Origin of the sequence: Hydrogenophaga pseudoflava (assembly GCF_004353865.1) — a bacterium.
GTDB classification, from domain to species: Bacteria; Pseudomonadota; Gammaproteobacteria; order Burkholderiales; family Burkholderiaceae_C; genus Hydrogenophaga; species Hydrogenophaga pseudoflava.
The window spans coordinates 3,058,180-3,079,214 of the sequence record NZ_CP037867.1 but is presented as its reverse complement, the minus strand read 5'-3'; the positions used below and the strand labels follow the sequence as shown (position 1 = coordinate 3,079,214).

At 63.4% G+C, this 21,035-nt stretch carries 22 protein-coding genes and 1 tRNA gene; 19 read left to right on the top strand and 4 right to left on the bottom strand.

All coding sequences use genetic code 11. The annotated features are described in order from the left end of the window. Window positions 1-61: 61 nt before the first annotated feature. The 12 genes from HPF_RS14740 (at window position 62) to HPF_RS14685 (ending at window position 10,267) form a co-directional block, all read left to right on the top strand. A complete protein-coding gene (locus HPF_RS14740; RefSeq protein WP_165961712.1) occupies window positions 62-757 on the top strand; it encodes a LuxR C-terminal-related transcriptional regulator in 696 nt (231 codons plus the stop codon). Continuing rightward, a complete protein-coding gene (locus HPF_RS14735) occupies window positions 754-2,664 on the top strand; it encodes a sensor histidine kinase (RefSeq protein WP_133157016.1) in 1,911 nt (636 codons plus the stop codon). The genes HPF_RS14740 and HPF_RS14735 overlap by 4 nt, the downstream gene beginning before the upstream one ends. Before the next feature lie 174 nt (window positions 2,665-2,838). Continuing rightward, window positions 2,839-3,375 carry a Fe-S cluster assembly transcriptional regulator IscR gene (gene iscR, locus HPF_RS14730; protein ID WP_133157015.1) on the top strand — a complete coding sequence of 179 codons (537 nt, stop codon included), beginning with the start codon at window positions 2,839-2,841 and terminating at the stop codon, window positions 3,373-3,375. A 105-nt stretch (window positions 3,376-3,480) separates the two neighbouring features. Next, a complete protein-coding gene (locus HPF_RS14725; RefSeq protein ID WP_133157014.1) occupies window positions 3,481-4,698 on the top strand; it encodes an IscS subfamily cysteine desulfurase in 1,218 nt (405 codons plus the stop codon). A 12-nt stretch (window positions 4,699-4,710) separates the two neighbouring features. Further along, a complete protein-coding gene (gene iscU, locus HPF_RS14720; RefSeq protein WP_066151401.1) occupies window positions 4,711-5,097 on the top strand; it encodes a Fe-S cluster assembly scaffold IscU in 387 nt (128 codons plus the stop codon). 8 nt (window positions 5,098-5,105) lie between these two features. Then, window positions 5,106-5,429, top strand: a complete 324-nt coding sequence (iscA, locus tag HPF_RS14715; RefSeq protein ID WP_066151399.1) for an iron-sulfur cluster assembly protein IscA — start codon at window positions 5,106-5,108, stop codon at window positions 5,427-5,429. An 8-nt stretch (window positions 5,430-5,437) separates the two neighbouring features. Continuing rightward, window positions 5,438-5,956, top strand: a complete 519-nt coding sequence (gene hscB, locus HPF_RS14710; RefSeq protein ID WP_066151397.1) for a Fe-S protein assembly co-chaperone HscB — start codon at window positions 5,438-5,440, stop codon at window positions 5,954-5,956. Window positions 5,957-5,997: 41 nt separating this feature from the next. After that, window positions 5,998-7,869: a Fe-S protein assembly chaperone HscA gene (gene hscA, locus HPF_RS14705; RefSeq protein ID WP_133157013.1), complete on the top strand. Its 1,872-nt coding sequence runs from the start codon at window positions 5,998-6,000 to the stop codon at window positions 7,867-7,869. Between the two features lie 4 nt (window positions 7,870-7,873). Beyond that, window positions 7,874-8,212, top strand: coding sequence for an ISC system 2Fe-2S type ferredoxin (gene fdx, locus HPF_RS14700; RefSeq protein WP_066151390.1), 339 nt, complete (start codon window positions 7,874-7,876; stop codon window positions 8,210-8,212). Further along, window positions 8,212-8,928, top strand: a complete 717-nt coding sequence (gene dnaQ / locus HPF_RS14695) for a DNA polymerase III subunit epsilon (RefSeq protein ID WP_174545228.1) — start codon at window positions 8,212-8,214, stop codon at window positions 8,926-8,928. The genes fdx and dnaQ overlap by 1 nt, the downstream gene beginning before the upstream one ends. A gap of 91 nt (window positions 8,929-9,019) precedes the next feature. Next, window positions 9,020-9,094, top strand: a tRNA-Val gene (locus tag HPF_RS14690). 60 nt (window positions 9,095-9,154) lie between these two features. Beyond that, window positions 9,155-10,267, top strand: a complete 1,113-nt coding sequence (locus HPF_RS14685; RefSeq protein WP_133157012.1) for an NAD(P)/FAD-dependent oxidoreductase — start codon at window positions 9,155-9,157, stop codon at window positions 10,265-10,267. On the opposite strand, the gene HPF_RS14680 is transcribed toward HPF_RS14685, so the two are convergent. Next, window positions 10,268-11,347, bottom strand: a complete 1,080-nt coding sequence (locus tag HPF_RS14680) for a quinone-dependent dihydroorotate dehydrogenase (RefSeq protein ID WP_133157011.1) — start codon at window positions 11,345-11,347, stop codon at window positions 10,268-10,270. It lies immediately after the preceding gene. Between the two features lie 40 nt (window positions 11,348-11,387). Here HPF_RS14680 and rpiA point away from each other — a divergent pair, with 40 nt between their 5' ends. Beyond that, entirely contained in the window at window positions 11,388-12,059 is a 672-nt protein-coding gene (gene rpiA, locus HPF_RS14675; RefSeq protein ID WP_133157010.1) for a ribose-5-phosphate isomerase RpiA, read from the top strand. Window positions 12,060-12,093: 34 nt separating this feature from the next. Here rpiA and HPF_RS14670 read toward each other — a convergent pair whose 3' ends face one another. From HPF_RS14670 to HPF_RS14660, 3 genes are all read right to left on the bottom strand, one after another. Then, a complete protein-coding gene (locus tag HPF_RS14670; protein ID WP_207959166.1) occupies window positions 12,094-12,756 on the bottom strand; it encodes a glutaredoxin family protein in 663 nt (220 codons plus the stop codon). A 36-nt stretch (window positions 12,757-12,792) separates the two neighbouring features. Then, window positions 12,793-14,874, bottom strand: a complete 2,082-nt coding sequence (locus HPF_RS14665) for a M3 family metallopeptidase (protein ID WP_133157009.1) — start codon at window positions 14,872-14,874, stop codon at window positions 12,793-12,795. A 66-nt stretch (window positions 14,875-14,940) separates the two neighbouring features. Beyond that, complete coding sequence (locus HPF_RS14660) at window positions 14,941-15,411, bottom strand: YhbY family RNA-binding protein (protein WP_066151374.1); 471 nt, start codon at window positions 15,409-15,411, stop codon at window positions 14,941-14,943. Between the two features lie 54 nt (window positions 15,412-15,465). Here HPF_RS14660 and HPF_RS14655 point away from each other — a divergent pair, with 54 nt between their 5' ends. The 6 genes from HPF_RS14655 to HPF_RS24205 all read left to right on the top strand — a co-directional run bounded on the left by HPF_RS14655 (window position 15,466) and on the right by HPF_RS24205 (window position 21,019). Then, on the top strand, window positions 15,466-16,137 hold the full coding sequence (locus HPF_RS14655; RefSeq protein ID WP_133157008.1) for an RlmE family RNA methyltransferase: 672 nt from the start codon (window positions 15,466-15,468) through the stop codon (window positions 16,135-16,137). A 116-nt stretch (window positions 16,138-16,253) separates the two neighbouring features. After that, complete coding sequence (gene ftsH, locus HPF_RS14650) at window positions 16,254-18,170, top strand: ATP-dependent zinc metalloprotease FtsH (RefSeq protein WP_133157007.1); 1,917 nt, start codon at window positions 16,254-16,256, stop codon at window positions 18,168-18,170. Window positions 18,171-18,240: 70 nt separating this feature from the next. Beyond that, the gene (gene folP, locus HPF_RS14645) at window positions 18,241-19,083 is read left to right on the top strand and encodes a dihydropteroate synthase (protein WP_133157006.1); all 843 of its coding nucleotides are present in this window, start codon (window positions 18,241-18,243) and stop codon (window positions 19,081-19,083) included. After that, window positions 19,047-20,282, top strand: a complete 1,236-nt coding sequence (locus HPF_RS14640; protein ID WP_341785635.1) for a lytic transglycosylase domain-containing protein — start codon at window positions 19,047-19,049, stop codon at window positions 20,280-20,282. Before folP ends, HPF_RS14640 begins: the two co-directional genes overlap by 37 nt. A 24-nt stretch (window positions 20,283-20,306) precedes the next feature. Next, window positions 20,307-20,678, top strand: a complete 372-nt coding sequence (locus HPF_RS14635; RefSeq protein WP_079365693.1) for a TrbC/VirB2 family protein — start codon at window positions 20,307-20,309, stop codon at window positions 20,676-20,678. 17 nt (window positions 20,679-20,695) lie between these two features. After that, the gene (locus tag HPF_RS24205; RefSeq protein ID WP_079365694.1) at window positions 20,696-21,019 is read left to right on the top strand and encodes a VirB3 family type IV secretion system protein; all 324 of its coding nucleotides are present in this window, start codon (window positions 20,696-20,698) and stop codon (window positions 21,017-21,019) included. Window positions 21,020-21,035: the final 16 nt, after the last annotated feature.

The following is a 21,035-nucleotide window of genomic DNA, read 5'->3' as shown; positions in this document are numbered from 1 at the left end:
CGAAGGGGGCGGCATGCAGATGCCGGGTCGTGGTGCCCGCAACATGTTCCTCCGTTCACCCATGAGCACCGCACCACGAGCGTTGCAGCAGTCCGCACAGATGGACGATGAAACGCGCATCTACCTGATCGAAGACGATCCCGCCATCCAGCACTTCGTCCGGCAGGCCTTGTTGTCCCGGCCACAGTGGCAACTGGTTGGCGTGTCGGTGAGCCGCCGCCACGCGCTGGAACACGCGCTGCATGCCAACGCCAATGTGTTTCTGGTCGATCTTGGCCTGCCCGATGGGCGGGGTGAGGATCTGCTGCACTGGCTCGCCGTCGAACATCCTGACGCCGAACTGCTGGTATTCACCGTGTTTGGCGATGAGTCCCGCCTCGTGGCCGCGCTGCAGGCCGGGGCGACCGGCTATGTGCTCAAAGGCTGCACACCAGAGGAACTGGTCACCGCCATCGAACAGATCCGGGCCGGCGGTGCGCCGATCTCGCCCTTGCTGGCGCGCATGCTGCTGCGTCAGTTCCGCTGGGTGCAAGAGATGCCGACCGCGGCCCAGGAGTTGCAGGAAGTCCTGCTCTCGGACCGGGAGACCGAGGTGCTCCGGCTGGTCGCACAGGGCTACGTCAACAAGGAAATCGCCCAGCGACTGTTCATATCGCCCGCCACGGTGGGCTCGCACATCAAGAACCTCTACCGCAAGCTGGCGGTTCACAGCCGGGTCCAGGTGGTCCGGGCCGCGCAGGAACGAGGTCTGCTGTGAGCTGGGCCGGGGCGCTGACCCGGCGGCTGCTGGCGACGCCGGCCTACTGGTGGGCGGGCATGCTGCTGGCGGTGGGCATTGCCGGTCTGGCCTGGGTGTCGCGCACCACCCCGGTGGAGGGCGCCCTGGTGGTCCGGCAGGCCCTGGTGGAGCACCGGCAGGCCGGCGTGTTGCAGGTGTCGGAGGTGGAGCTGCCCCATGTCTGGGATGAGCAGTCGCCCCGCTGGGAAGGCGAAGCGCGGTACCGGTTGCCGTGGCCTGCCGGCTTGTCCTACAGCGGAGGCGACCAGGCTCCGTTGGCCATGCTGCTGCCGCGGGTCGGGGCCCGGTACCGGGTCTGGCTCAACGGGCAGGAGGTGGCCGACCGTTTCTGGTCGTACGAGGGTTTTGTGGACACGTCCCTCGTGCCCCAGATCGTGCATCTCCCGCGGGCCTGGCTGGCGGCCGAACCCGTCGACAACCACATCGAAATCGAGGTGCGAGGCCAGCCGCTGCGCAAGAGCGGGCTGTCGCAGGTGCAGATCGGCCGGGCCGATGCGCTGGTCCAGCGCCATGCTGACCTGATGTGGTGGCAGGTGTACGTGACCTGGATGGTGGCCGCCGTGTCGCTGATGCTCGGCCTGATGGCGCTGCTCCTGTGGCTGAACACCCGCGAACGGCTGTTTGGCCTGCTGGCGGCGGCCACCTTCGCATGGGCGGTGCGGCTGGGGCTGTCGCCGCTGGAAACGCCGCCGATGTCCTTCGAGGTCTGGTACTACCTGCAGAAGCTCTCGTTCACGGCCTACTGCGGGTTTTTGTATCTCTTCATGTGGGACCTGTTCGACTACCGGCAGGGGCTGATCCGCAGCTTTGTCAATGGACTGTTGTGGCTCGGCCCGTTCTGGCTGGCGGTCACGGTGTACGTCGACAGCTACGCCATGTACTGGATCTGGATGGCTGTGATCACACTGACCTCGGCGGTGGCACTCGTGAAGCTGTTCCACCGGGCGCGCTGGGGGCTCGATGCCAACCAGCGGCTCACCATCGTGTTTGGTGCTGCCACCATGGCCACTGGCGTGCGCGACTTTGCCGTTGTGAACATGGGTTTTCCTGGCGATGCCGACATCCGCTGGATGACGGTGGGGTCGCTGATGCTGATGTACGCCCTGGGCTGGGTGATGGTGCGCAGGGTGTCGGCGGCCATGGAGCAGGTTCGGCTGCTCAACACCGAACTCTCGCGCAAGGTGGGGGAGAGAGAGATCGAGTTGCAGCGGCTGTTCGAGCGTTTGCGCCACGTGGAGAGCCAGCGCGTGCTGGAGGCCGAGCGCCGCCGCCTCACGCGCGACATGCACGATGGCCTGGGCAGCCAACTGGTGCAGGCGCTCAACGTGGTCCGTGGCAGCGGACCCCAGGTCGACACCGCGGCGATGGCGGCCATGCTCCACCATGCGCTGGAAGATCTGCGCATGACCCTGGATTCCCTCGAACCCATGGACGGCGACCTACCCACCATCTTGGGCACCTTGCGCCAGCGCATTGCGCCGGCGATGCTGGCGGCCGGGGTGGAGTTGGTCTGGCAGGTGCAGGAGGTGCCACCGATTCCAGGGCTGGAGGCCCGGGGCGTGTTGCATGTGTTCCGTTGTCTGCAGGAGGTTTTTGCGAACGTGCTCAAGCACGCGCAGGCCGGGCGGGTCACGGTGAGCACACGGGACCTGGGCGGGCAGGTCGAGCTGTGTGTGTCCGACGATGGCGTTGGACTGGGCAGGCTTGACGGCGGTTTGTCTGGCGGGGGCGGGCGCGGGATGGGCAACATCCGGCTGCGAGCGGCCGAACTCGGTGTGCTGGTGTCGTTTGAGGAGGCCGCGCCCGGGACGTGCGTGCGCTTCCTCTTCCCTCTGCAGCGGCACGACCCGGCGGGCAGCGGGTAACCCGAGAGAAACACTTGGCTATTGGTGTATACTCGATAAAAACAGTCGGATACCAAGTTGACGTTGCAGCCACCCCGGGTGGCTGGGGTGGGTGGAGAAGCGGTCGAGTGGGTGTCTCAAGACGTCCGCCCGGTTCTACAACGGCAGCCAAACCTCACGATTCAGGAGCACCCCATGCGCCTCACGACCAAAGGCCGCTTCGCGGTCACCGCCATGATCGACCTGGCCCTGCGCCAGAACAATGGCCCCGTCACGCTGGCCGCCATCAGCCAGCGCCAGCAGATTTCGCTGTCCTACCTCGAGCAGTTGTTTGGCAAACTGCGCCGCCACGAGCTGGTGGAGTCCACCCGCGGCCCTGGCGGCGGCTACACGCTGGGCCGGAAGGCAGCAGAGATCACAGTCGCCGACATCATCGTGTCGGTGGACGAACCCATCGGCGCCACCCAGTGCGGTGGCAAGGAAAACTGCCTGGGTGAGGGCAACCGCTGCATGACGCACGAGCTGTGGGCTCAGCTGAACGCCAGAATGGTCGACTTCCTCGATTCGGTCTCGCTGCAGTCGCTGGTGGACGAACAGATCGCCAAGGGCGTGGTGGTCGAGAATGCCCCCATGATCAAGCGCGCGATTTCCAGCGCCCCGGTGGTCAAGCCGATTCGCGTCAACGCGCCGAACTCGGTGTTCGCGCTCGGAGGCGCCGCACTCTCCAAATGACGAGCACGGCTGGTGCTTGCACCGGCCTCGCCTTTGGCATGCCCACCCATTCGGGGCGGGCATCCTTCTGGTCCCACGATTCCAAATTACTGAAAATCTGCCGCCATGAGCACGCCGCATTTCCCGATCTACATGGACTACAGCGCCACCAACCCCTGCGACCCTCGGGTGGTGGACGCGATGATTCCCTGGTTGCGCGAGCACTTCGGCAACCCGGCTTCGCGCAGCCACGCCTGGGGCTGGGAAGCTGAAAAGGCCGTCGAAACCGCCCGCGAGCAAGTGGCGGCGCTGATCAACGCCGATCCGCGCGAGATCGTCTGGACTTCGGGCGCCACCGAGTCCAACAACCTCGCCCTCAAAGGCGCCGCGCACTTCTACAAGACCAAGGGCAAGCACCTGATCACGGTCAAGACCGAGCACAAGGCCGTGCTGGACACCTGCCGCGAGCTGGAGCGCCAGGGCTTCGAGGTGACCTACATGGATGTGCAGGCCGATGGCCTGCTGGACCTGGAGGCCTTCAAGGCCGCAATCCGCCCGGACACCATCCTGGCTTCGGTCATGTTCGTGAACAACGAAATCGGAGTGATCCAGGACATCGCCGCCATCGGCGCCATCTGCCGCGAGAAGGGCGTGATCTTTCACGTGGACGCGGCGCAGGCCACCGGTCGAGTGGACATTGACCTGCAGACTCTGCCGGTGGACCTGATGAGCCTGACCAGCCACAAGACCTACGGTCCCAAGGGCATTGGCGCGCTGTACGTGCGGCGCAAGCCGCGCATCCGCATCGAGGCGCAGATGCACGGTGGTGGCCACGAGCGCGGCATGCGCTCGGGCACCTTGCCCACCCACCAGTGCGTGGGCATGGGCGAGGCCTACCGCATTGCCAAAGAAGAGATGCACGCCGAGAACGTGCGCATCCGCGCGCTGCACGACCGCATGGTCGCCGGCCTGAAGGACATCGAGGAGGTGTTCATCAATGGCCACGAGACGCAGCGCGTGCCCCACAACCTGAACATGAGCTTCAACTACGTCGAGGGCGAATCGCTGATCATGGGTATCAAGGGTCTGGCGGTGTCGTCGGGTTCGGCCTGCACCTCGGCCAGCCTGGAGCCCAGCTACGTGCTGCGGGCCCTGGGCCGCAGCGACGAGCTGGCCCACAGCAGCCTGCGCATGACCATTGGCCGCTGGACCACCGAAGAAGAGATCGACTACGCGATCGCCACCATCAAGGAAAACGTCGCCAAGCTCCGTGAACTCTCCCCCCTTTGGGAAATGTTCAAGGATGGCGTCGATCTGTCCACCATCCAGTGGGCAGCGCACTGAAGGAGAACAACCATGGCCTATTCTGAAAAAGTCGTTGACCACTACGAAAACCCCCGCAACGTCGGCTCTTTCGACAAGGGTGATGAATCCGTCGGTACCGGCATGGTGGGCGCACCTGCCTGCGGCGACGTGATGAAGCTGCAGATCAAGGTGAACCCGCAGACGGGCGTGATCGAAGACGCACGCTTCAAGACCTACGGCTGCGGTTCGGCCATCGCGTCGAGTTCTCTGGTGACGGAGTGGGTCAAGGGCAAGACGCTGGACGAGGCGGCTGCGCTGAAGAACAGCGAAATCGCCGAAGAACTGGCCCTGCCGCCGGTCAAGATCCACTGCTCCATCCTGGCCGAAGACGCCATCAAGGCCGCGGTGGACGACTACCGCAAGAAGCACGCGAACTGAGTCCCGCCATGTCCGTCACGATTTCTGAAGCCGCGGCCCGTCACGTCACCCGTTACCTCGCCAAACGGGGCAAGGGCGTGGGCGTGCGCCTGGGCGTCAAGACCACCGGTTGTTCTGGCCTGGCCTACAAGCTGGAGTACGCCGACGAGATCGCTCCAGAGGACGTGGTGTTCGAGGAAAACGGCGTCAAGGTGCTGGTGGACCCCAAGAGCATGCCTTACATTGATGGCACGCAGCTGGACTTCGTGCGCGAGGGCCTGAACGAAGGCTTCAAGTTCCACAACCCGAACGAGCGCGACCGCTGCGGCTGCGGTGAAAGTTTCCGGGTCTAATCCCGGAAATGAACCTGCAATCCAACGACTTCGAACTCTTTGAGCTTCCACCGGCCTACTCACTGGACCGCGCCGTTCTGGACGAACGCTGGAAGGCCTTGCAGCGCGAGGTGCACCCCGACCGGCACGCTGCGGCCGACGCCCAGACCCAGCGGCAGGCGATGCAGTGGTCTGTGCGCATCAACGAGGCTTACCAGCGCCTGAAGGACCCGCTGCAGCGCGCGGCCTACCTGTGCGAGTTGCACGGGGCTCCCGTCCAGGCGGAGAACAACACCGCCATGCCTCCTGCCTTTCTCATGCAGCAGATGGAATGGCGTGAAGCACTGGAAGAGGCGGCTTCTGCCGCTGTGGTCGAGGATCTCGCCGATGAGGTGGCCTCTGCACGAAAGCGCATGCTGGCGCAACTGCAGCAGACCGCCGACGTGCAGCACGACTGGCCCGCACTGGCCGGGCAGGTCAGAGCCCTCATGTTCATTGAGCGTTTTGCGCGCGACGTCGAGAGCCGTCTCGAACAGCTGGGACAATAGCGGGTTGCGCTGGTTTCATTCCCGTTTTTTCTCTTCCGTCCATGGCACTCCTGCAGATCTCCGAGCCCGGTCAGTCCCTCGACCCGCACCAGCGACGTGTGGCGGTGGGCATTGACCTTGGCACCACACACTCGCTGGTCGCAGCGGTCCGGCATGGCGTGGCCGAATGCCTGCCCGCGCTGGATGGCCGAGTCATCCTGCCCAGCGTGGTGCGCTACCTCGACCCTCAACTCGGAGGTGCAGGGCGTCAGATCGGGTTTGATGCGCTGGCCGCGCAAATTGGTGATCCGGCCAACACGGTCAGTTCGGTCAAGCGACTGCTGGGCCGTCGCCGCGATCAGGTGGTCGACGTGGACAAGCTGTCCTACGCCGTGGTCGACGACAACGGCATGGCAGTGGTCGAGACCGTGGCCGGGCGCAAGACCCCGATGGAGGTGAGCGCGGAGATCCTCGCCACGCTGCGGTTCCGCGCCGAGGACAGCTTCGACGACGAACTGTTCGGCGCGGTGATCACCGTGCCGGCGTACTTCGACGACGCCCAACGCCAGGCCACCAAGGACGCGGCCCAGCTCGCCGGCATCAATGTGCTGCGGCTGATCAACGAACCGACCGCTGCCGCCATTGCTTACGGACTGGACAACGGCAGCGAGGGCGTCTACGCCATCTACGACCTGGGTGGCGGCACCTTCGACATCTCCATCTTGCGACTGACACGCGGCGTGTTCGAGGTCATGGCCACCGGTGGTGATTCGGCTCTCGGTGGTGACGACTATGACCAGGCGCTGGCCTCCTGGGTGCTGCAGCAGGCCGGCCTCGGCCCCGCGGCGGATGCGGCCGAACGCGCCGCATTGCATCGCGAGGCTCGGCGCGTGAAGGAGCAGCTCTCGGCGCATGCCGAAGTGATCTTCCGCGCCGAGATTGAAGGGATCGCTGTCGAACAGGCCGTGCGGCAAGAAGATTTCGAAGCCTGCACCGCAGAGCTGACGGCCCGCACCATGACCGCTGTGCGCAAGGTGCTTCGCGACGCAGGCGTGACCCGGGACGAGGTGCAGGGCGTGGTGATGGTGGGGGGCTCGACCCGCATGCCGGTGGTCCGCCGCGCTGTGGGCGAGTTCTTTGGCCGCGAGCCGCTGACCAACCTCAACCCGGACGAGGTGGTGGCGCTGGGTGCCGCCATCCAGGCCAACGCGCTGGCCGGCAACAGCCAGGACGGTGACCTGCTGCTGCTGGATGTGATCCCGCTGTCGCTGGGCATCGAGACCATGGGTGGGCTGGTCGAACGCATCGTGCCGCGCAACAGCACCATTCCCACCGCCCGTGCCCAGGACTTCACCACCTACCAGGATGGTCAGACCGCGCTGGCGCTGCACGTGGTGCAGGGCGAGCGCGATCTGGTGGCCGACTGCCGAAGCCTGGCGCGCTTCACGCTGCGCGGCATCCCGCCCATGGCGGCCGGTGCGGCGCGCATCCGCGTGACCTTCACCGTCGATGCCGATGGCCTGCTGTCGGTCAGTGCGAAAGAGCAGGGCAGTGGTGTCGAGGCGAAGATCGACGTCAAGCCGGCCTACGGCCTGTCGGACGAACAGATCGCTGCCATGCTGCAGGACAGCTTCAACACCGCCCAACAGGACATGGCTGCGCGGGCGCTGGTTGAGGCGCGCGTGGATGCCGACCGCATGATCGCCGCCACCCGCAGCGCGCTCGCCGCCGATGGCGACCTGCTGGACGTGGCTGAACGCGATGCCATCGACACCCTGATCAATACGCTGGCGGCAGTTTCGGCCGACGGCAGCGCCGCCGACATCGAAGCCGCCACGCAGGCGCTGGCCAAGGGCACCGAAGCCTTTGCGGCCCAGCGCATGAACCGAGGCATCCAGCTTGCGCTGGCCGGCCGCAAAGTCGAAGAAGTCTGAACCCATGCCCACGATCAAGATCCTCCCGCACCCCGAGTACTGCCCGCAGGGCGCCAGCGTCAGCGCGCCCCCCGGCACGTCGATCTGCGAAGCGCTGCTGGACAACGACATCAAGATCGAGCACGCCTGCGACATGAGCTGCGCTTGCACCACCTGCCACGTGGTGGTGCGCGAAGGCTTCAACAGCCTGGGCGAGCTCGATGAAGCCGAAGAAGATCTGCTCGACCGCGCCTGGGGTCTGGAGCCCAACTCCCGCCTGTCCTGCCAGGCCATCCTGGCGCAGCAGGATGTGACGATCGAGATTCCGAAGTACTCGATCAACCACGCCAAAGAGAACCACTGATGAGACAGATCGTTCTCGACACCGAAACCACCGGCCTGTCGGCGGAGAACGGTGATCGCATCATCGAGATCGGCTGTGTCGAGCTGCTCAATCGCAAGCTCACCGGCAACAACCTGCACCACTACATCAACCCCGAGCGCGACAGCCACGAGGACGCGCTCAAGGTGCACGGCATCAGCAACGAGTTTTTGCGTGACAAGCCCAAGTTCGCGCAACTGGCCGACGAGATCCTGGACTACCTCTCTGGCGCCGAGCTGATCATCCACAACGCGCCGTTCGACATCTCCTTCCTCAACAAGGAGCTGGAGCGGCTGGGCCGCAAGCCGATCAAGGCCTACATCGACGGGGTGATCGACACCCTGGTGATGGCCAAGGAGATGTTTCCGGGCAAGCGCAATGGCCTGGATGCGTTGTGCGACCGCCTGGGCGTGGACAACTCCAGCCGCACGCTGCACGGGGCCTTGCTTGATGCCGAACTGCTGGCCGATGTCTACATCAACATGACTCGGGGCCAGGATGCCCTGATTGTTGAAGAGGGCATTCCGACCGAGGTGAGCCTTGGGGAAGAGCTGGTGCAGGTCGACCTGAGCCGCTTGGAGCTGCCGGTGCTGACCGCCAACGAGCAGGAAGCGGCTGCCCATGACGCCGTGCTCGCGGATATCGACAAGGCCTGCAAAGGCAAAACCCTGTGGCGCCAACTCGCTCCCGCTGTCTGATTTTGGGCGGTCGTCGGAAAAGGGAAAATATCAGGCTATAATGCGAGGCTTCCGAACAATCGGATCTGATGACAAGTCAGGCAAGATTTTCGGGCGGTTAGCTCAGTGGTAGAGCACTGCCTTCACACGGCAGGGGTCGCAGGTTCGAACCCTGCACCGCCCACCAGTCAAAGCCCCGAGCGAACGCTCGGGGCTTTTTCTTTTTGGCAGCCGATGGAGACGGGCCATGGACCAGGTGGATGTGTTGGTGATCGGCGCTGGCGTGGTTGGGCTGGCGGTGGCCCGGGCGCTGGCGCTGTCCGGGCGCGAGGTGCTGGTGCTCGAGCGTGAAGCGGGTATCGGCATGGGCACAAGCTCTCGCAACAGCGAAGTCATCCATGCCGGGATCTACTACCCGACAGGCTCGCTCAAGGCGCAACTGTGCGTGCGGGGACGTGCGCAGCTGTACGCATACTGCTTGGAGCGAGGCATTGCCCATCGCCGTTGCGGCAAGCTGATCGTTGCCCATACGCCTTCTCAGGTCGCCGGTTTGCCGGACATCATGGCCAGGGCGCGCGCCAACGGTGTGGACGATCTTGTGTTGCTCGGCGCCGACGAAGCCCGCGCGCTGGAGAGTCGCCTGCACTGTGCGGCGGCCTTGCTGTCGCCCTCTACGGGCATTGTCGACAGCCACGGGTTGATGCTCGCGCTGCAAGGCGATCTGGAAAATGCGGGTGGTATGGTGGTCTGTCACAGCGTCGTTGACGAAGTCGCTGCGACCGGTGGGCAGTTCGTGGTCCGGACCGCCGATGGCACAGAACTTCAGGCGACAACGGTGGTGAATGCCGCCGGTCTCGACGCCTGTGCCGTGGCGTCGCGGACGACCGGGCTGGACCGCGTGCATGTGCCTCGCGCGAGGTACGCCAAAGGCAACTACTTCACGCTCGCGGCCGGGCGTTCACCGTTCGAGCGATTGATCTACCCGGCGCCCGAGCCGGCGCAACACCTGGCCGGGCTGGGCGTCCACCTCACCATCGACCTGGGCGGGCAGGCGAAGTTCGGTCCCGACGTTCAGTGGACCGACGATCCTGAGGATCTGGTGGTGGACCCGGCGCGAGGCGATGCCTTTTATGCCGAGGTGCGCAATTACTGGCCCGAACTGCCGGACGGTGCCCTACAGCCGGGCTATGCGGGCATGCGGCCCAAGATCAGCGGACCCGACGAGCCCGCGGCGGATTTCCGCATCGACGGGCCGGCCGTGCATGGCCTGCCCGGCCTGGTCAACCTGTTCGGTATCGAGTCGCCGGGCCTGACCAGCTGCCTGGCGATTGCCGAGCGGGTGGTCAGCCTGTTGCGCTGATCAGCGGGCTTCCTTGAGGGCCTGCGCGGCCTCGCGCACCAGGGCCGACCCCTTGTAGATCAGTCCGGTGTAGATCTGCACCAGGTCTGCGCCCGCCCGCACCTTGCTGACGGCATCGTCGCCGCTGAGCACGCCACCCACACCGATGATGGGAAACCCCTCGCCCAGCGCACCGCGCAGCAAGCGGATGACCCTGTTGCTGGCCGCCAGCACTGGCGCTCCCGAGAGCCCGCCAGCCTCTTCGGCATGGGCCAGACCTGCCACCGCATCGCGGCTGAGCGTGGTGTTGGTTGCAATCACGCCCAGCCGCTGGTTGGGCTGGCCTGCGGTGTCGCTGCCATAGCGCAGCAGGGTGGCTGCGATCACCCCGATCTGCATCTCGTCCAGATCTGGCGCGATCTTCAGGAACACCGGTGCCTGCTTGCCATAGCGCTGTGCGAGCAGCTCGCGCCGTTCCATGACCGCGCCCAGCAAGGCATCCAGGGCTTCGTCGCTTTGCAGGCTGCGCAGGTTCTTGGTGTTGGGGCTGGAGATGTTGACCGTCACGTAATCGGCGTGCGGGTACACGCCATCGAGGCAGGTCAGGTAGTCGCTGGTGGCCTGCTCGATGGGGGTGGCAGCGTTCTTGCCAATGTTCAGGCCCAGCAGCATGGGCGATGGGCCGCCCTTGCTGCGAAACCGCGCTTTCTGCACATTGGTCACAAAGGCAATCAGTCCTTCGTTGTTGAAGCCCAGCCGGTTGATCAGCGCGTTGCGTTCGGGGATGCGGAACATGCGCGGCCTGGGGTTGCCCGGCTGGCCCTTGGGGGTGACGGTGCCGACCTCCACAAAGCCGAAGCCCATGGCCGACAGCCCGTCGATGCAGCGTGCGTTCTTGTCCAGCCCGGCGGCCAGACCCACACGGTTCGGGAACCTCAGGCCGGCCACCATCACCGGATCGTCAATGCGCGACTCGCTCCAGAGGCAGCTCAGGGGCGAGTGCTGGAAGCGCGCGATGTTGTCGAGCGTCAACTCGTGCGCAGTTTCAGGGTCCAGACCGAAGAGAAGCGGGCGGGTGAGCGCGTAGGGCAGAAGTGACATCGGATAATCAACAAATTCGCGTAAACCCTGATTCTCTCAAATGACCCAAGACGAACTCAAAGCCCTGGTCGGCCAGGCAGCCCTTCAGTACGTGACCCCGGGCGAAGTGGTGGGTGTCGGCACCGGCTCCACCGTCAACAAGTTCATTGATGCCCTGGCCGCCATCAAAGACAACATTCCCGGGGCAGTGTCCAGTTCGGAAGCTTCGACCGCACGCCTCAAGGCGCTGGGCATTCCCGTGCTGGATGCGTCCGCAGTCGAGGGGCTTTCGGTCTACATCGATGGTGCCGACGAGATCGATGCAAGAGGCTACATGGTCAAGGGCGGCGGCGCCGCACTCACGCGCGAGAAGATCGTGGCCGCCATGTCCAGGCGTTTCGTCTGCATCGCCGACGAGTCCAAGATGGTGCCGGTGCTGGGGGCTTTCCCGCTGCCGGTCGAGGTGATTCCGATGGCGGCTGTCCGTCTGGCTCGCCAGTTTGACGGGCTGGGCGGTTCCGCCAGGCTGCGCATCAAGGATGGCCAGCCCCTGGTGACCGACAACGGTCAGCACATCCTGGATGTCACCGGTTTGAAGATCAGCGATCCGCTGGCTTTCGAGAGCGAGGTCAACCAGTGGCCTGGCGTCGTGACCGTGGGGGTGTTTGCCCACCAGAAAGCCAGCGTGTGCCTGCTCGGTACCCCGGGCGGGGTGCGCACGCTGACGTTCTGACCAGAGGGGCCGGAGGGCGACTGTCCCCGGTTTCTCAGAAGCGGATGCCGCTGGGATTGCTGGCCGGCGGCGTCACCGGGACTTCCGCGGGTGTATCGGCAGCGGGTTGACCGGCGGGCGTTCTGGTGGCGGGCGCCGCAGCCTGTTTGGCCTCGACCAGCGGGGTGGCTGCTTCGCGACGATAGCTGGGGGGCAGCACCGACTTTTTCGGGTAGCCGGCCGCATCCAGGTACTGGCCCCACTCGGTGGCCGAATAGCCCTTGAGCTGTTGTCCTCCGACGGTCAGCAGCGGCAGGCTGGTGGCGCCGCTCAGTCGCTTGAAGGCGGCCACGTCGTCGCTGCTGTTGACGGTTTTTTCAGCAAAGGGAATGCCCCGCGTGCTCAGGAAGTTGCGGCCACTGTCGCAGGGCGAGCAGTCGGCGCCGGTGTAGAGGGTCACGGGATAGCGGCTCGCTGCCTGACGAACCTCAGCCGGCAGCGTGGGTGCGGCCGATCCCGCTGAGCTGGCCCCGTCGACTGGGCGGGCGTTGGTCGCAGCCGGTGGTGGCTGGTCGGAATAGGTGACTTTGCCATCAGGCCCCACGATCCGGTAGACGCCTTGGGCAGAAGCAAGCGGAGCGACCAGCATGCCTGCGAGTGCGACTGCGGGAGCGAGCTTCGATACAGAGAAGATCGAGTGGCGGCAGAAGGAGCGCATGTCGTTTGTCCTCGGAAGAGATCGGATGAAGGCGGGTCAGGCCATGCCCTGGTGGCGCAGCAGCGCATCCAGGCCGGGTTCGCGGCCGCGGAAGGCCTTGAACGACTCTATGGCCGGGCGGCTTCCTCCCGCCTCGAGAATGGCTTCACGGTAGCGGCGGCCCGTGGCCACGTCCAGCGTGCTGTGACCACTGGCGCGCGCAGCTTCCTCGAAGGCCGAGTAGGCGTCGGCCGAGAGCACCTCCGCCCACTTGTAGCTGTAGTACCCAGCGGAATAGCCGCCTGCAAAGATGTGGCTGAAGGTGTGCGGCGTGCGGCTGTAGGGCGGTGGCTGCAGCACCGCGACCTCATCGCGGACCTGCGACAGCAGCGCCAGGATGTCCTCGCCGCTTGACACGGGGGCAGGCTGGCTGTGCAGCAGCATGTCGAACAGGGAGAACTCGACTTGGCGCAGCGTCTGCAGCCCGCTCTGGAAGTTTTTGGCCGCCAGCATCTTGTCGAACAGGTCGCGCGGAAGGGGTGCACCGGTGTCCACGTGCGACGTCATGTGCTTGAGAACGTCCCATTCCCAGCAGAAATTCTCCATGAACTGGCTGGGCAGTTCGACCGCGTCCCATTCGACACCGCTGATGCCAGACACGTCGCGTTCGTTGACACGCGTGAGCATGTGGTGAAGGCCGTGACCGAACTCGTGGAACAAGGTGATCACGTCGTCGTGCGTGAGCAGGGGGGGCTGCCGGACTCCATTGACCTCGACGCCCTCGGCGAAGTTGCAGACTAGGTGCGCCACGGGCGTCTGCACGCTGCCGTCGTCCGGTCGCAGCCAGCGGGCCCGCACATCGTCCATCCAGGCGCCACCGCGTTTGCCGTTGCGGGCCGCGGGGTCGAGGTAGAACTGGCCGACAAGTTCGGGTCCGGTCGCAGTCCGGCGTTCGATGCGGTAGAACTCCACCAGCGGGTGCCAGACCGGGGCGATGTCCCGGCGGATGCTCACCTCGAACAAGGTTTCGACGATCTGGAAAAGGCCCGCCAGCACCTTGGGCGCGGTGAAGTAGGGCTTGATCTCCTGGTCGCTGAAGGCGTAACGGGCTTCCTTGAGCTTTTCGCCGATGTAGGGCCAGTCCCAGGGCTGCGGATTGCTGATCCCCAGTTCCTGGGCGGCGAACTCCCGCAAATCCTTCACATCCTGCTCGGCGTACGGTCGGGCCTTGTGCGCCAGATCGCGCAGGAAACCGATCACCTGTTCGGGCGATTCCGCCATCTTCGGCACGAGGGAGACATCGGCGAAGTGGCGATGCCCCAGCAACTGGGCCTCCTCATGGCGCAGTGCCAGCAGCTCGGCCATGATGGCCGTGTTGTCAAAGCGGGTGGCTTCGCCCTCGGCCTGATCGCTGGCGCGCGTCACATACGCCCGATAGAGCTTTTCCCGTAACGCGCTGCTGCGGGCAAACTGCATCACGGGCAGGTAGCAGGGCATCTTGAGGGTGAGCTTGTGACCGGCCTGACCGACTGCCAGGGCTGCCGCGCGCGTGGCCTGTTGCACATCCGCCGGCACCCCGTCAAGGTCTTCTGGTGACACGTACAGACTAAACGAGTCGGTGGCGTCCAGTGCGTTTTCGCTGAACTTCTGGGCGAGTTCGGCCTGTCGTTCCTGCAGCCAGGCGAACCGCTGCTTGGCCTCTCCTTGCAACTCGGCACCGCCCAGAACGAATCCACGCATGGCGTTGCGGTGGGCCTGTGCCTGCTCAGGGTTCAACCGGGAGACGTCCATGGCCTTGTACTTGGCATACAGACGCTCGTCGGCACCCAGCCGCGTCCAGAATTCCGTCACGCGGGGCAGCGCTTCGTTGTAGGCAGTCCGCAACTCGGGCGTGTCGGCCACGCTGTTGAGGTGTCCGACTGCACCCCAGGCGCGCGACAGTCGCTCGGTGGACACGTCGAGCCGGGCAGACAGGGCGCTCCAGTCCGCAGGAAACTCCGGCGCCGTGACGTTCTCCAGGGCGGCATCGGCTTCCTTCAACAGGGCATCGATGGCGGGCGCCACGTGGGAAGGGGCGATGGCATCGAACCGGGGCAGTGCGGAGAAATCGAGCAGGGGGTTGTCAGCGACGGTGTTCATGCAACTCAGTAGGGGCTCGGGACAGAAAGTTCAATGGCCTGGGCGGCTGGAACCCGGAACACCGGCTCAGCGGGCGCTTTTCTTGATGCTCTTCTTGAGCACCTTGGCGCGCTTGACCTGGCCGCCGGGAGTCAGTCGCTGGTTGCCCAGCACCCGAACCACCTTGACTTCGGGCTTCTGGCCTCCGCGCTTGCTGAACTTGAGCACCTTCACATCGCGTGGCCCGGGCATGCGGTCTTCATCGGCCACTTTCTGCTTCTCCGGAACCGGGCGCCACAGTACCAGCAGCTTACCGATATGCTGGATGGGGGCTGCCTCCAGCTCGTCGGCCAGCGTCTGGAGCATGGCCTCGCGGGATGGGCGGTCGTCGCTGAACACTCGGATCTTGATCAGGCCGTGGGCCTTGAGCGCTGCGTCCACCTCCTTTTTGACGGCGGCGGTCAGTCCGTCTCCGCCAACGAGAACGACGGGATCGAGATGGTGCGCCTCGGCGCGGTGCACCTTGCGCTGTGCGGGCGTGAGTTGGATCTGGGGCATGGGACAATTATCGTTTACACAGCGGCGGCTCACAGCCCCGGTTTCGCCATGGGCATGAAAGTCAAGACTCAGAGCAAGAAGGTCAACAAGGCGTGGCTGAACGAGCACGTCAACGATCCGTATGTGCGTCTGGCCCAGAAAGAGGGTTACCGGGCACGGGCGGCCTACAAGCTCAAGGAGATCGACGAAACCCTGGGGCTTATACGCCCGGGTGACGTGGTGGTCGATCTGGGTTCGGCGCCCGGCGCCTGGAGCCAGTATGTGCGCCGGCGCCTGAGCCCGGGTGGCGCCGCTGTCGGCGAGTTGCACGGACAGATCATCGCGCTGGACCTGCTGCCCATGGAGCCCGTCGAAGGCGTGCACTTCATCCAGGGCGACTTTCGCGAGAGCGAAGTACTGGCCGCGCTGGAGCAGGCACTGGCCGACCGTGGGGTGAAGGCAGTCGATGTCGTGGTGTCCGACATGGCGCCGAATCTCTCGGGCATCGGGTCGGCAGACGCCGCGCGCATCGAGGATCTGGTGGGCCTTGCGGTGGACTTCGCCAGTCAGCACCTCAAGCCCGATGGTGCCTTGGTGGCCAAGCTGTTTCACGGTGGGGCCTACGACCCTCTGGTGGCCCTGTTCCGAAAGACCTTCAAGGTTGTCAAACCTTTCAAGCCCAAGGCGTCGAGGGACAAATCCTCTGAAACCTTTTTGGTGGGCATGGGTCTCAAAAGCCCGAACTGATCAATAAATACTAACCATTTCATTGGCGTTGCCTCCCTAAATGTCAAGTCCCTGGTGGCTTGAAACACCTAAAATGTCCTCAACATGCCAGTATCCGTTCTAGTCAGGAGCCGACCTTGAACAACCAGTGGTTCTCGAAGATTGCCGTGTGGATGGTGATCGCCATGGTGCTTTTCACCGTCTTCAAGCAATTCGATGGCCGCGCGACGGCCGGAGCCGGTTACGTCGGCTACTCCGAGTTCCTGGATCAGGTGAAGGCACAGCAGATCAAGCAGGCCACCATCCAGGAGGGCCAGGGCGGTACCGAAATCGTGGCGGTCACGCACGATGATCGGCGCATCCGCACCACCGCCACTTATCTCGACCGCGGTCTGGTCGGTGACCTGATCAACAACAACGTCAAGTTCGACGTGCGTCCGCGCGAAGAAGGCTCGTTGCTGATGACCCTGCTGGTCAGCTGGGGGCCGATGCTGCTGCTGATCGGCGTGTGGATCTACTTCATGCGCCAGATGCAGGGCGGTGGCAAAGGTGGTGCCTTCAGCTTTGGCAAGAGCAAGGCCCGCATGCTCGACGAAAACAACAACACCGTGACCTTTGCCGACGTTGCAGGGTGCGACGAAGCCAAGGAAGAGGTCAAGGAGGTTGTGGACTTCCTCAAGGACCCTCAGAAATTCCAGAAGCTTGGCGGTCGTATTCCACGCGGGCTGTTGCTGGTGGGGCCTCCGGGCACTGGCAAAACTCTGCTGGCCAAGGGGATTGCCGGAGAAGCCAAGGTCCCATTCTTCAGCATCTCGGGCTCTGACTTCGTTGAAATGTTTGTCGGCGTGGGTGCTGCCCGCGTGCGCGACATGTTCGAGAACGCCAAGAAGAATGCCCCCTGCATCATCTTCATCGACGAAATCGACGCGGTCGGTCGCCAGCGTGGTGCTGGCCTGGGTGGTGGCAACGACGAGCGCGAGCAGACCCTGAACCAGATGCTGGTCGAGATGGATGGCTTCGAGACCAATTTGGGCGTTATCGTGGTCGCAGCCACCAACCGTCCGGACATCCTGGACGCCGCCCTGCTGCGCCCGGGTCGTTTCGACCGGCAGGTCTACGTGACGCTGCCCGACATCCGTGGTCGCGAGCAGATCCTGAACGTGCACATGCGCAAGGTGCCGTTGGGCACCGACGTGAACGCCAGCGTGATCGCCCGCGGGACGCCCGGCATGAGTGGTGCCGACTTGGCCAACCTGTGCAACGAGGCCGCCCTGATGGCCGCCCGCCGCAACGCGCGCGTGGTCGAGATGCAGGACTTCGAGAAGGCCAAGGACAAGATATTCATGGGTCCCGAGCGCAAGAGCATGGTGATGCCCGAGGAGGAGCGCAAGAACACGGCTTATCACGAAGCTGGGCATGCCCTGATTGGCAAGCTGCTGCCCAAGTGCGATCCGGTGCACAAGGTCACGATCATTCCGCGCGGCCGGGCACTGGGTGTGACCATGAGCCTGCCGGCGCAGGACCGCTACAGCTACGACAAGGACTACATGCTGAACCAGATCAGCATGCTGTTCGGTGGCCGCATCGCGGAGGAGGTGTTCATGAACCAGATGACCACGGGCGCTTCCAACGACTTCGAGCGTGCCACCTCAATCGCCCGCGACATGGTGATGCGCTACGGCATGACCGACGCGTTGGGCCCGATGGTCTACGCTGAAAACGAGGGCGAGGTGTTCCTGGGCCGTTCGGTCACCAAGACCACCAACATGAGTGAGCAGACCATGCAGAAGGTGGATGCTGAGGTACGCCGCATCATCGATGCCCAGTACAAGCTGGCGCGTGATCTCATCGAGGAGCACAGCGACAAGATGCACGCTATGGCAACGGCCTTGCTGGAGTGGGAAACCATCGATGCCGACCAGATCGATGACATCATGGCCGGCAAACCGCCACGTCCGCCCAAGGACTGGACGCCTCGCACACCTTCGGCAGGCGGTGGTGGCAGCGGCGGGACGCCTGCCGTGGCGACGGATACGGCGCCGACAGCCGCCTGAACCACGTCACCTGCCAATTTGTTCTTTCTGCGGGGCCCCTTGGGCCCCGTTTTCGTTCAGCGAGCCTTCAATGCAGTGGATCACCTCCCGCTTCGTCATCGACCTGGATGTGCCCAAGGTCATGGCCATCATTAACGTGACCCCTGACTCATTTTCCGATGGGGGACAGCACGACAGCACCTCTTCGGCACTGAGGCATTGCGAGCAGGTGCTCAAGGAGGGAGCTCACATCCTCGACATCGGAGGGGAGTCGACCCGGCCGGGCAGCCCAGCAGTTCCTCTGGAGGCCGAGCTCGAACGGGTCATTCCTGTCGTGCGGGAAGCGGTGAAGCTGGGGGTACCGGTGTCCGTGGACACCTACAAGCCGGAAGTCATGCAATCTGTGCTGGACCTCGGTGCCGACATCGTGAACGACATATGGGCCCTGCGCCGCGAGGGTGCCGAAAGCGTTGTGTCCGGCCATCCGCGCTGTGGTGTGTGCCTGATGCACATGCATCGCGATCCGCAGACCATGCAGGTGGCGCCCATGGATGGCAGTGTGCTGACTCCTGTGCGGCAATTTCTAGAGGACCGGGCTGCAGTGCTGGAGGGGAGGGGGGTGAGCCGAGAGCGGATCGTATTGGACCCAGGCATTGGTTTTGGCAAGTCGGTGCAGCAGAATTTTGAACTTCTGGCAAATCAGTCCGCATTGAATCAACTGCCATATCCGTGGCTTGTTGGTTGGTCGCGTAAGTCATCGCTCGGTGCCGCCACTGGACGACCGACTCCAGTCGAGCGTGTTTCCTCCAGCGTGGTGGCGGCTGTACTCGCGGTGGAGCGTGGTGCTTCAGTGGTTCGTGTACACGATGTTCGGGACACGGTGGATGGACTGGCCGTATGGCTGGCCATAGGTGCACCAGCGAACACAGCCTAAAGTCGCAACAAAGTGTGTATCCCCCGCTTTGGGGGCGAAACCAACTAGTACGCAAGTTACAATGCCGACCTGCCAAAAATATATTCAGGAGGAAGTGGCAGCAGGTCCGGCCTAAGCGCGACACGGCGTGGCTGGGCTCGCCGGCCCGCACAGCCGTCATGCTGGATTGTCCGGATCTCGCGGTACCCAGGGAGGTGATGCAACACGTCGTGCACGTGGAGTCATCCCGAAATCCGTTTGCCATCGGGGTGGTGGGCGGTTACCTCGCACGTCAGCCTAGGAACCTTGAAGAAGCGCTGGCCACCGTGCGCCAGCTCAAGGAAGGGGGCTACAACTTTTCCGTCGGAATCTCGCAGGTCAATCGCTACAACCTGGCGAAATACGGCCTCAAGACCTACGAACAAGCGTTCGAGGTCTGCCCCAATCTGCAAGCGGGCTCCCGCATTCTTCGCGAGTGCTACGACCGTGCCCAAGACTGGGGCAAGGCCTTCAGTTGCTACTACTCGGGTGACTTCACTACGGGCTTTCAGCACGGATATGTGCAGAAGGTGTTCGCTTCCATGTCCAAGGGAGTGCAAGCCAAGGACTCAAGCCTGCCCGTGGCTATACGCGTTATTCCACGCGAAGGCGTCCAGCGTCGGCGTGTCAGCGACGAGCAACTGCCTCTAAGAACTATCGGAAAAGTTCTGCGTCTTGATGGATTGCAGCTGCGAACGGCTTCTGCGTACCCAGAGTCCTATCCGGTACGTCGGCATATCTCTTCCTCGAAGCTACCTGTTGCGGGAAAAACACAGCTGCTTGCCGAGTATGGGGGGCAGCAAGCAAATGCCAACGAATCGAGTTCCGGCCTCTCTGTGCTGGGAATAGGTGTTGTGGCTGCAACTCAGACCACATTGCCCGAGAGTTCACGCACCCAGATTCCAGTGCAGATGGTAGGTGTGGACGGTGATCCCTATCAAACCCGCATGCTTCCACTCCAAACCGGCTTTCCCGACAAAGTTCGGCCTGGGCCAGACTTCAATCAACCTTCCCGCTCTACTCGTTCGGCTGCCCATGTCGCCGAGCGCAGAGGTGGCTTGTTGCTTTCCACTGAGTCTTCAGCTTTGTCTGAAAACCCGGCTGATCGGTCGTCACCGTTCGTCGGAAATGTTCGCGGTCCGAAAGGCATATCGCCGACGGATCATTCCTTCGTCTTTTGATATTTCAACTTCCTCAATACTTCTATGTTGACCACTCAAAAATTCACGCATCGGTTGGAGTATCGCTTTGCCATAGCGGTATTGATCTGCTTGATTTGTATTTTTTTCGTCCCAGAAGTTCTCGCGCAACAACAGGGAGGATTCACGGCTGCCTGTCAGAATGTCCAGACATTCTTTGGCCGTGTAGTGACAATTCTCCGTGCAGCGTCAGTGGCGATCGTAACTATCGCAATTGTTTTTGCTGGCTACCAGATTGCATTTGCTCACAAGCGTTTATCTGATGTTGCTCCGGTGTTGGTTGGAGGTCTTCTGATTGGCGGTGCAACCGCCCTTGCCAGTTGGTTTGCAACCGATCTCGGGGCTGGCTCGGTTGTGGGTGCTCAAGCAACTTGCTGAGCAGGGTCTTTTAAGCGATGAATAGAGATACTGTTTTCCGCGGCTGTACCCGGCCTGCAATGATCATTGGAGTACCCTACTTACCTTTTGTAGTAGGCGCTGGTACTCCACTGGTCTTGGCTATGTATATTTCGTGGTGGTTTCTGCTTCTGATACCGTTTTCAGTCCTAATAATGCGATTAATGGCTAAAAGGGATGAGATGATTTTTCGATTGATTGGGTTGAATCTGGTGTTTCGATTTTTGCCCAGAAATCTAAATGCGGCTGGAGGCGCTTGGGTATTTTCGCCGCAGCGGCAGAGCAAAGGTAATCGCGGTAAGAAGATGGAGCCGTACGCTTGAACGAGCGGCTAAATAC

Excerpts from the sequence above, each read along its gene's own strand:
- HPF_RS14740 (WP_165961712.1), top strand. The coding sequence starts at position 62 with ATGAGCACCGCACCACGAGCGTTGCAGCAGTCCGCACAGATGGACGAT.
- iscR (WP_133157015.1), top strand. The coding sequence starts at position 2,839 with ATGCGCCTCACGACCAAAGGCCGCTTCGCGGTCACCGCCATGATCGAC.
- HPF_RS14725 (WP_133157014.1), top strand. The coding sequence starts at position 3,481 with ATGAGCACGCCGCATTTCCCGATCTACATGGACTACAGCGCCACCAAC.
- iscU (WP_066151401.1), top strand. The coding sequence starts at position 4,711 with ATGGCCTATTCTGAAAAAGTCGTTGACCACTACGAAAACCCCCGCAAC.
- iscA (WP_066151399.1), top strand. The coding sequence starts at position 5,106 with ATGTCCGTCACGATTTCTGAAGCCGCGGCCCGTCACGTCACCCGTTAC.
- hscB (WP_066151397.1), top strand. The coding sequence starts at position 5,438 with ATGAACCTGCAATCCAACGACTTCGAACTCTTTGAGCTTCCACCGGCC.
- hscA (WP_133157013.1), top strand. The coding sequence starts at position 5,998 with ATGGCACTCCTGCAGATCTCCGAGCCCGGTCAGTCCCTCGACCCGCAC.
- fdx (WP_066151390.1), top strand. The coding sequence starts at position 7,874 with ATGCCCACGATCAAGATCCTCCCGCACCCCGAGTACTGCCCGCAGGGC.
- dnaQ (WP_174545228.1), top strand. The coding sequence starts at position 8,212 with ATGAGACAGATCGTTCTCGACACCGAAACCACCGGCCTGTCGGCGGAG.
- HPF_RS14685 (WP_133157012.1), top strand. The coding sequence starts at position 9,155 with ATGGACCAGGTGGATGTGTTGGTGATCGGCGCTGGCGTGGTTGGGCTG.
- HPF_RS14680 (WP_133157011.1), bottom strand. The coding sequence starts at position 11,347 with ATGTCACTTCTGCCCTACGCGCTCACCCGCCCGCTTCTCTTCGGTCTG.
- rpiA (WP_133157010.1), top strand. The coding sequence starts at position 11,388 with ATGACCCAAGACGAACTCAAAGCCCTGGTCGGCCAGGCAGCCCTTCAG.
- HPF_RS14670 (WP_207959166.1), bottom strand. The coding sequence starts at position 12,756 with ATGCGCTCCTTCTGCCGCCACTCGATCTTCTCTGTATCGAAGCTCGCT.
- HPF_RS14665 (WP_133157009.1), bottom strand. The coding sequence starts at position 14,874 with ATGAACACCGTCGCTGACAACCCCCTGCTCGATTTCTCCGCACTGCCC.
- HPF_RS14660 (WP_066151374.1), bottom strand. The coding sequence starts at position 15,411 with ATGCCCCAGATCCAACTCACGCCCGCACAGCGCAAGGTGCACCGCGCC.
- HPF_RS14655 (WP_133157008.1), top strand. The coding sequence starts at position 15,466 with ATGAAAGTCAAGACTCAGAGCAAGAAGGTCAACAAGGCGTGGCTGAAC.
- folP (WP_133157006.1), top strand. The coding sequence starts at position 18,241 with ATGCAGTGGATCACCTCCCGCTTCGTCATCGACCTGGATGTGCCCAAG.
- HPF_RS14640 (WP_341785635.1), top strand. The coding sequence starts at position 19,047 with ATGGCTGGCCATAGGTGCACCAGCGAACACAGCCTAAAGTCGCAACAA.
- HPF_RS14635 (WP_079365693.1), top strand. The coding sequence starts at position 20,307 with ATGTTGACCACTCAAAAATTCACGCATCGGTTGGAGTATCGCTTTGCC.
- HPF_RS24205 (WP_079365694.1), top strand. The coding sequence starts at position 20,696 with ATGAATAGAGATACTGTTTTCCGCGGCTGTACCCGGCCTGCAATGATC.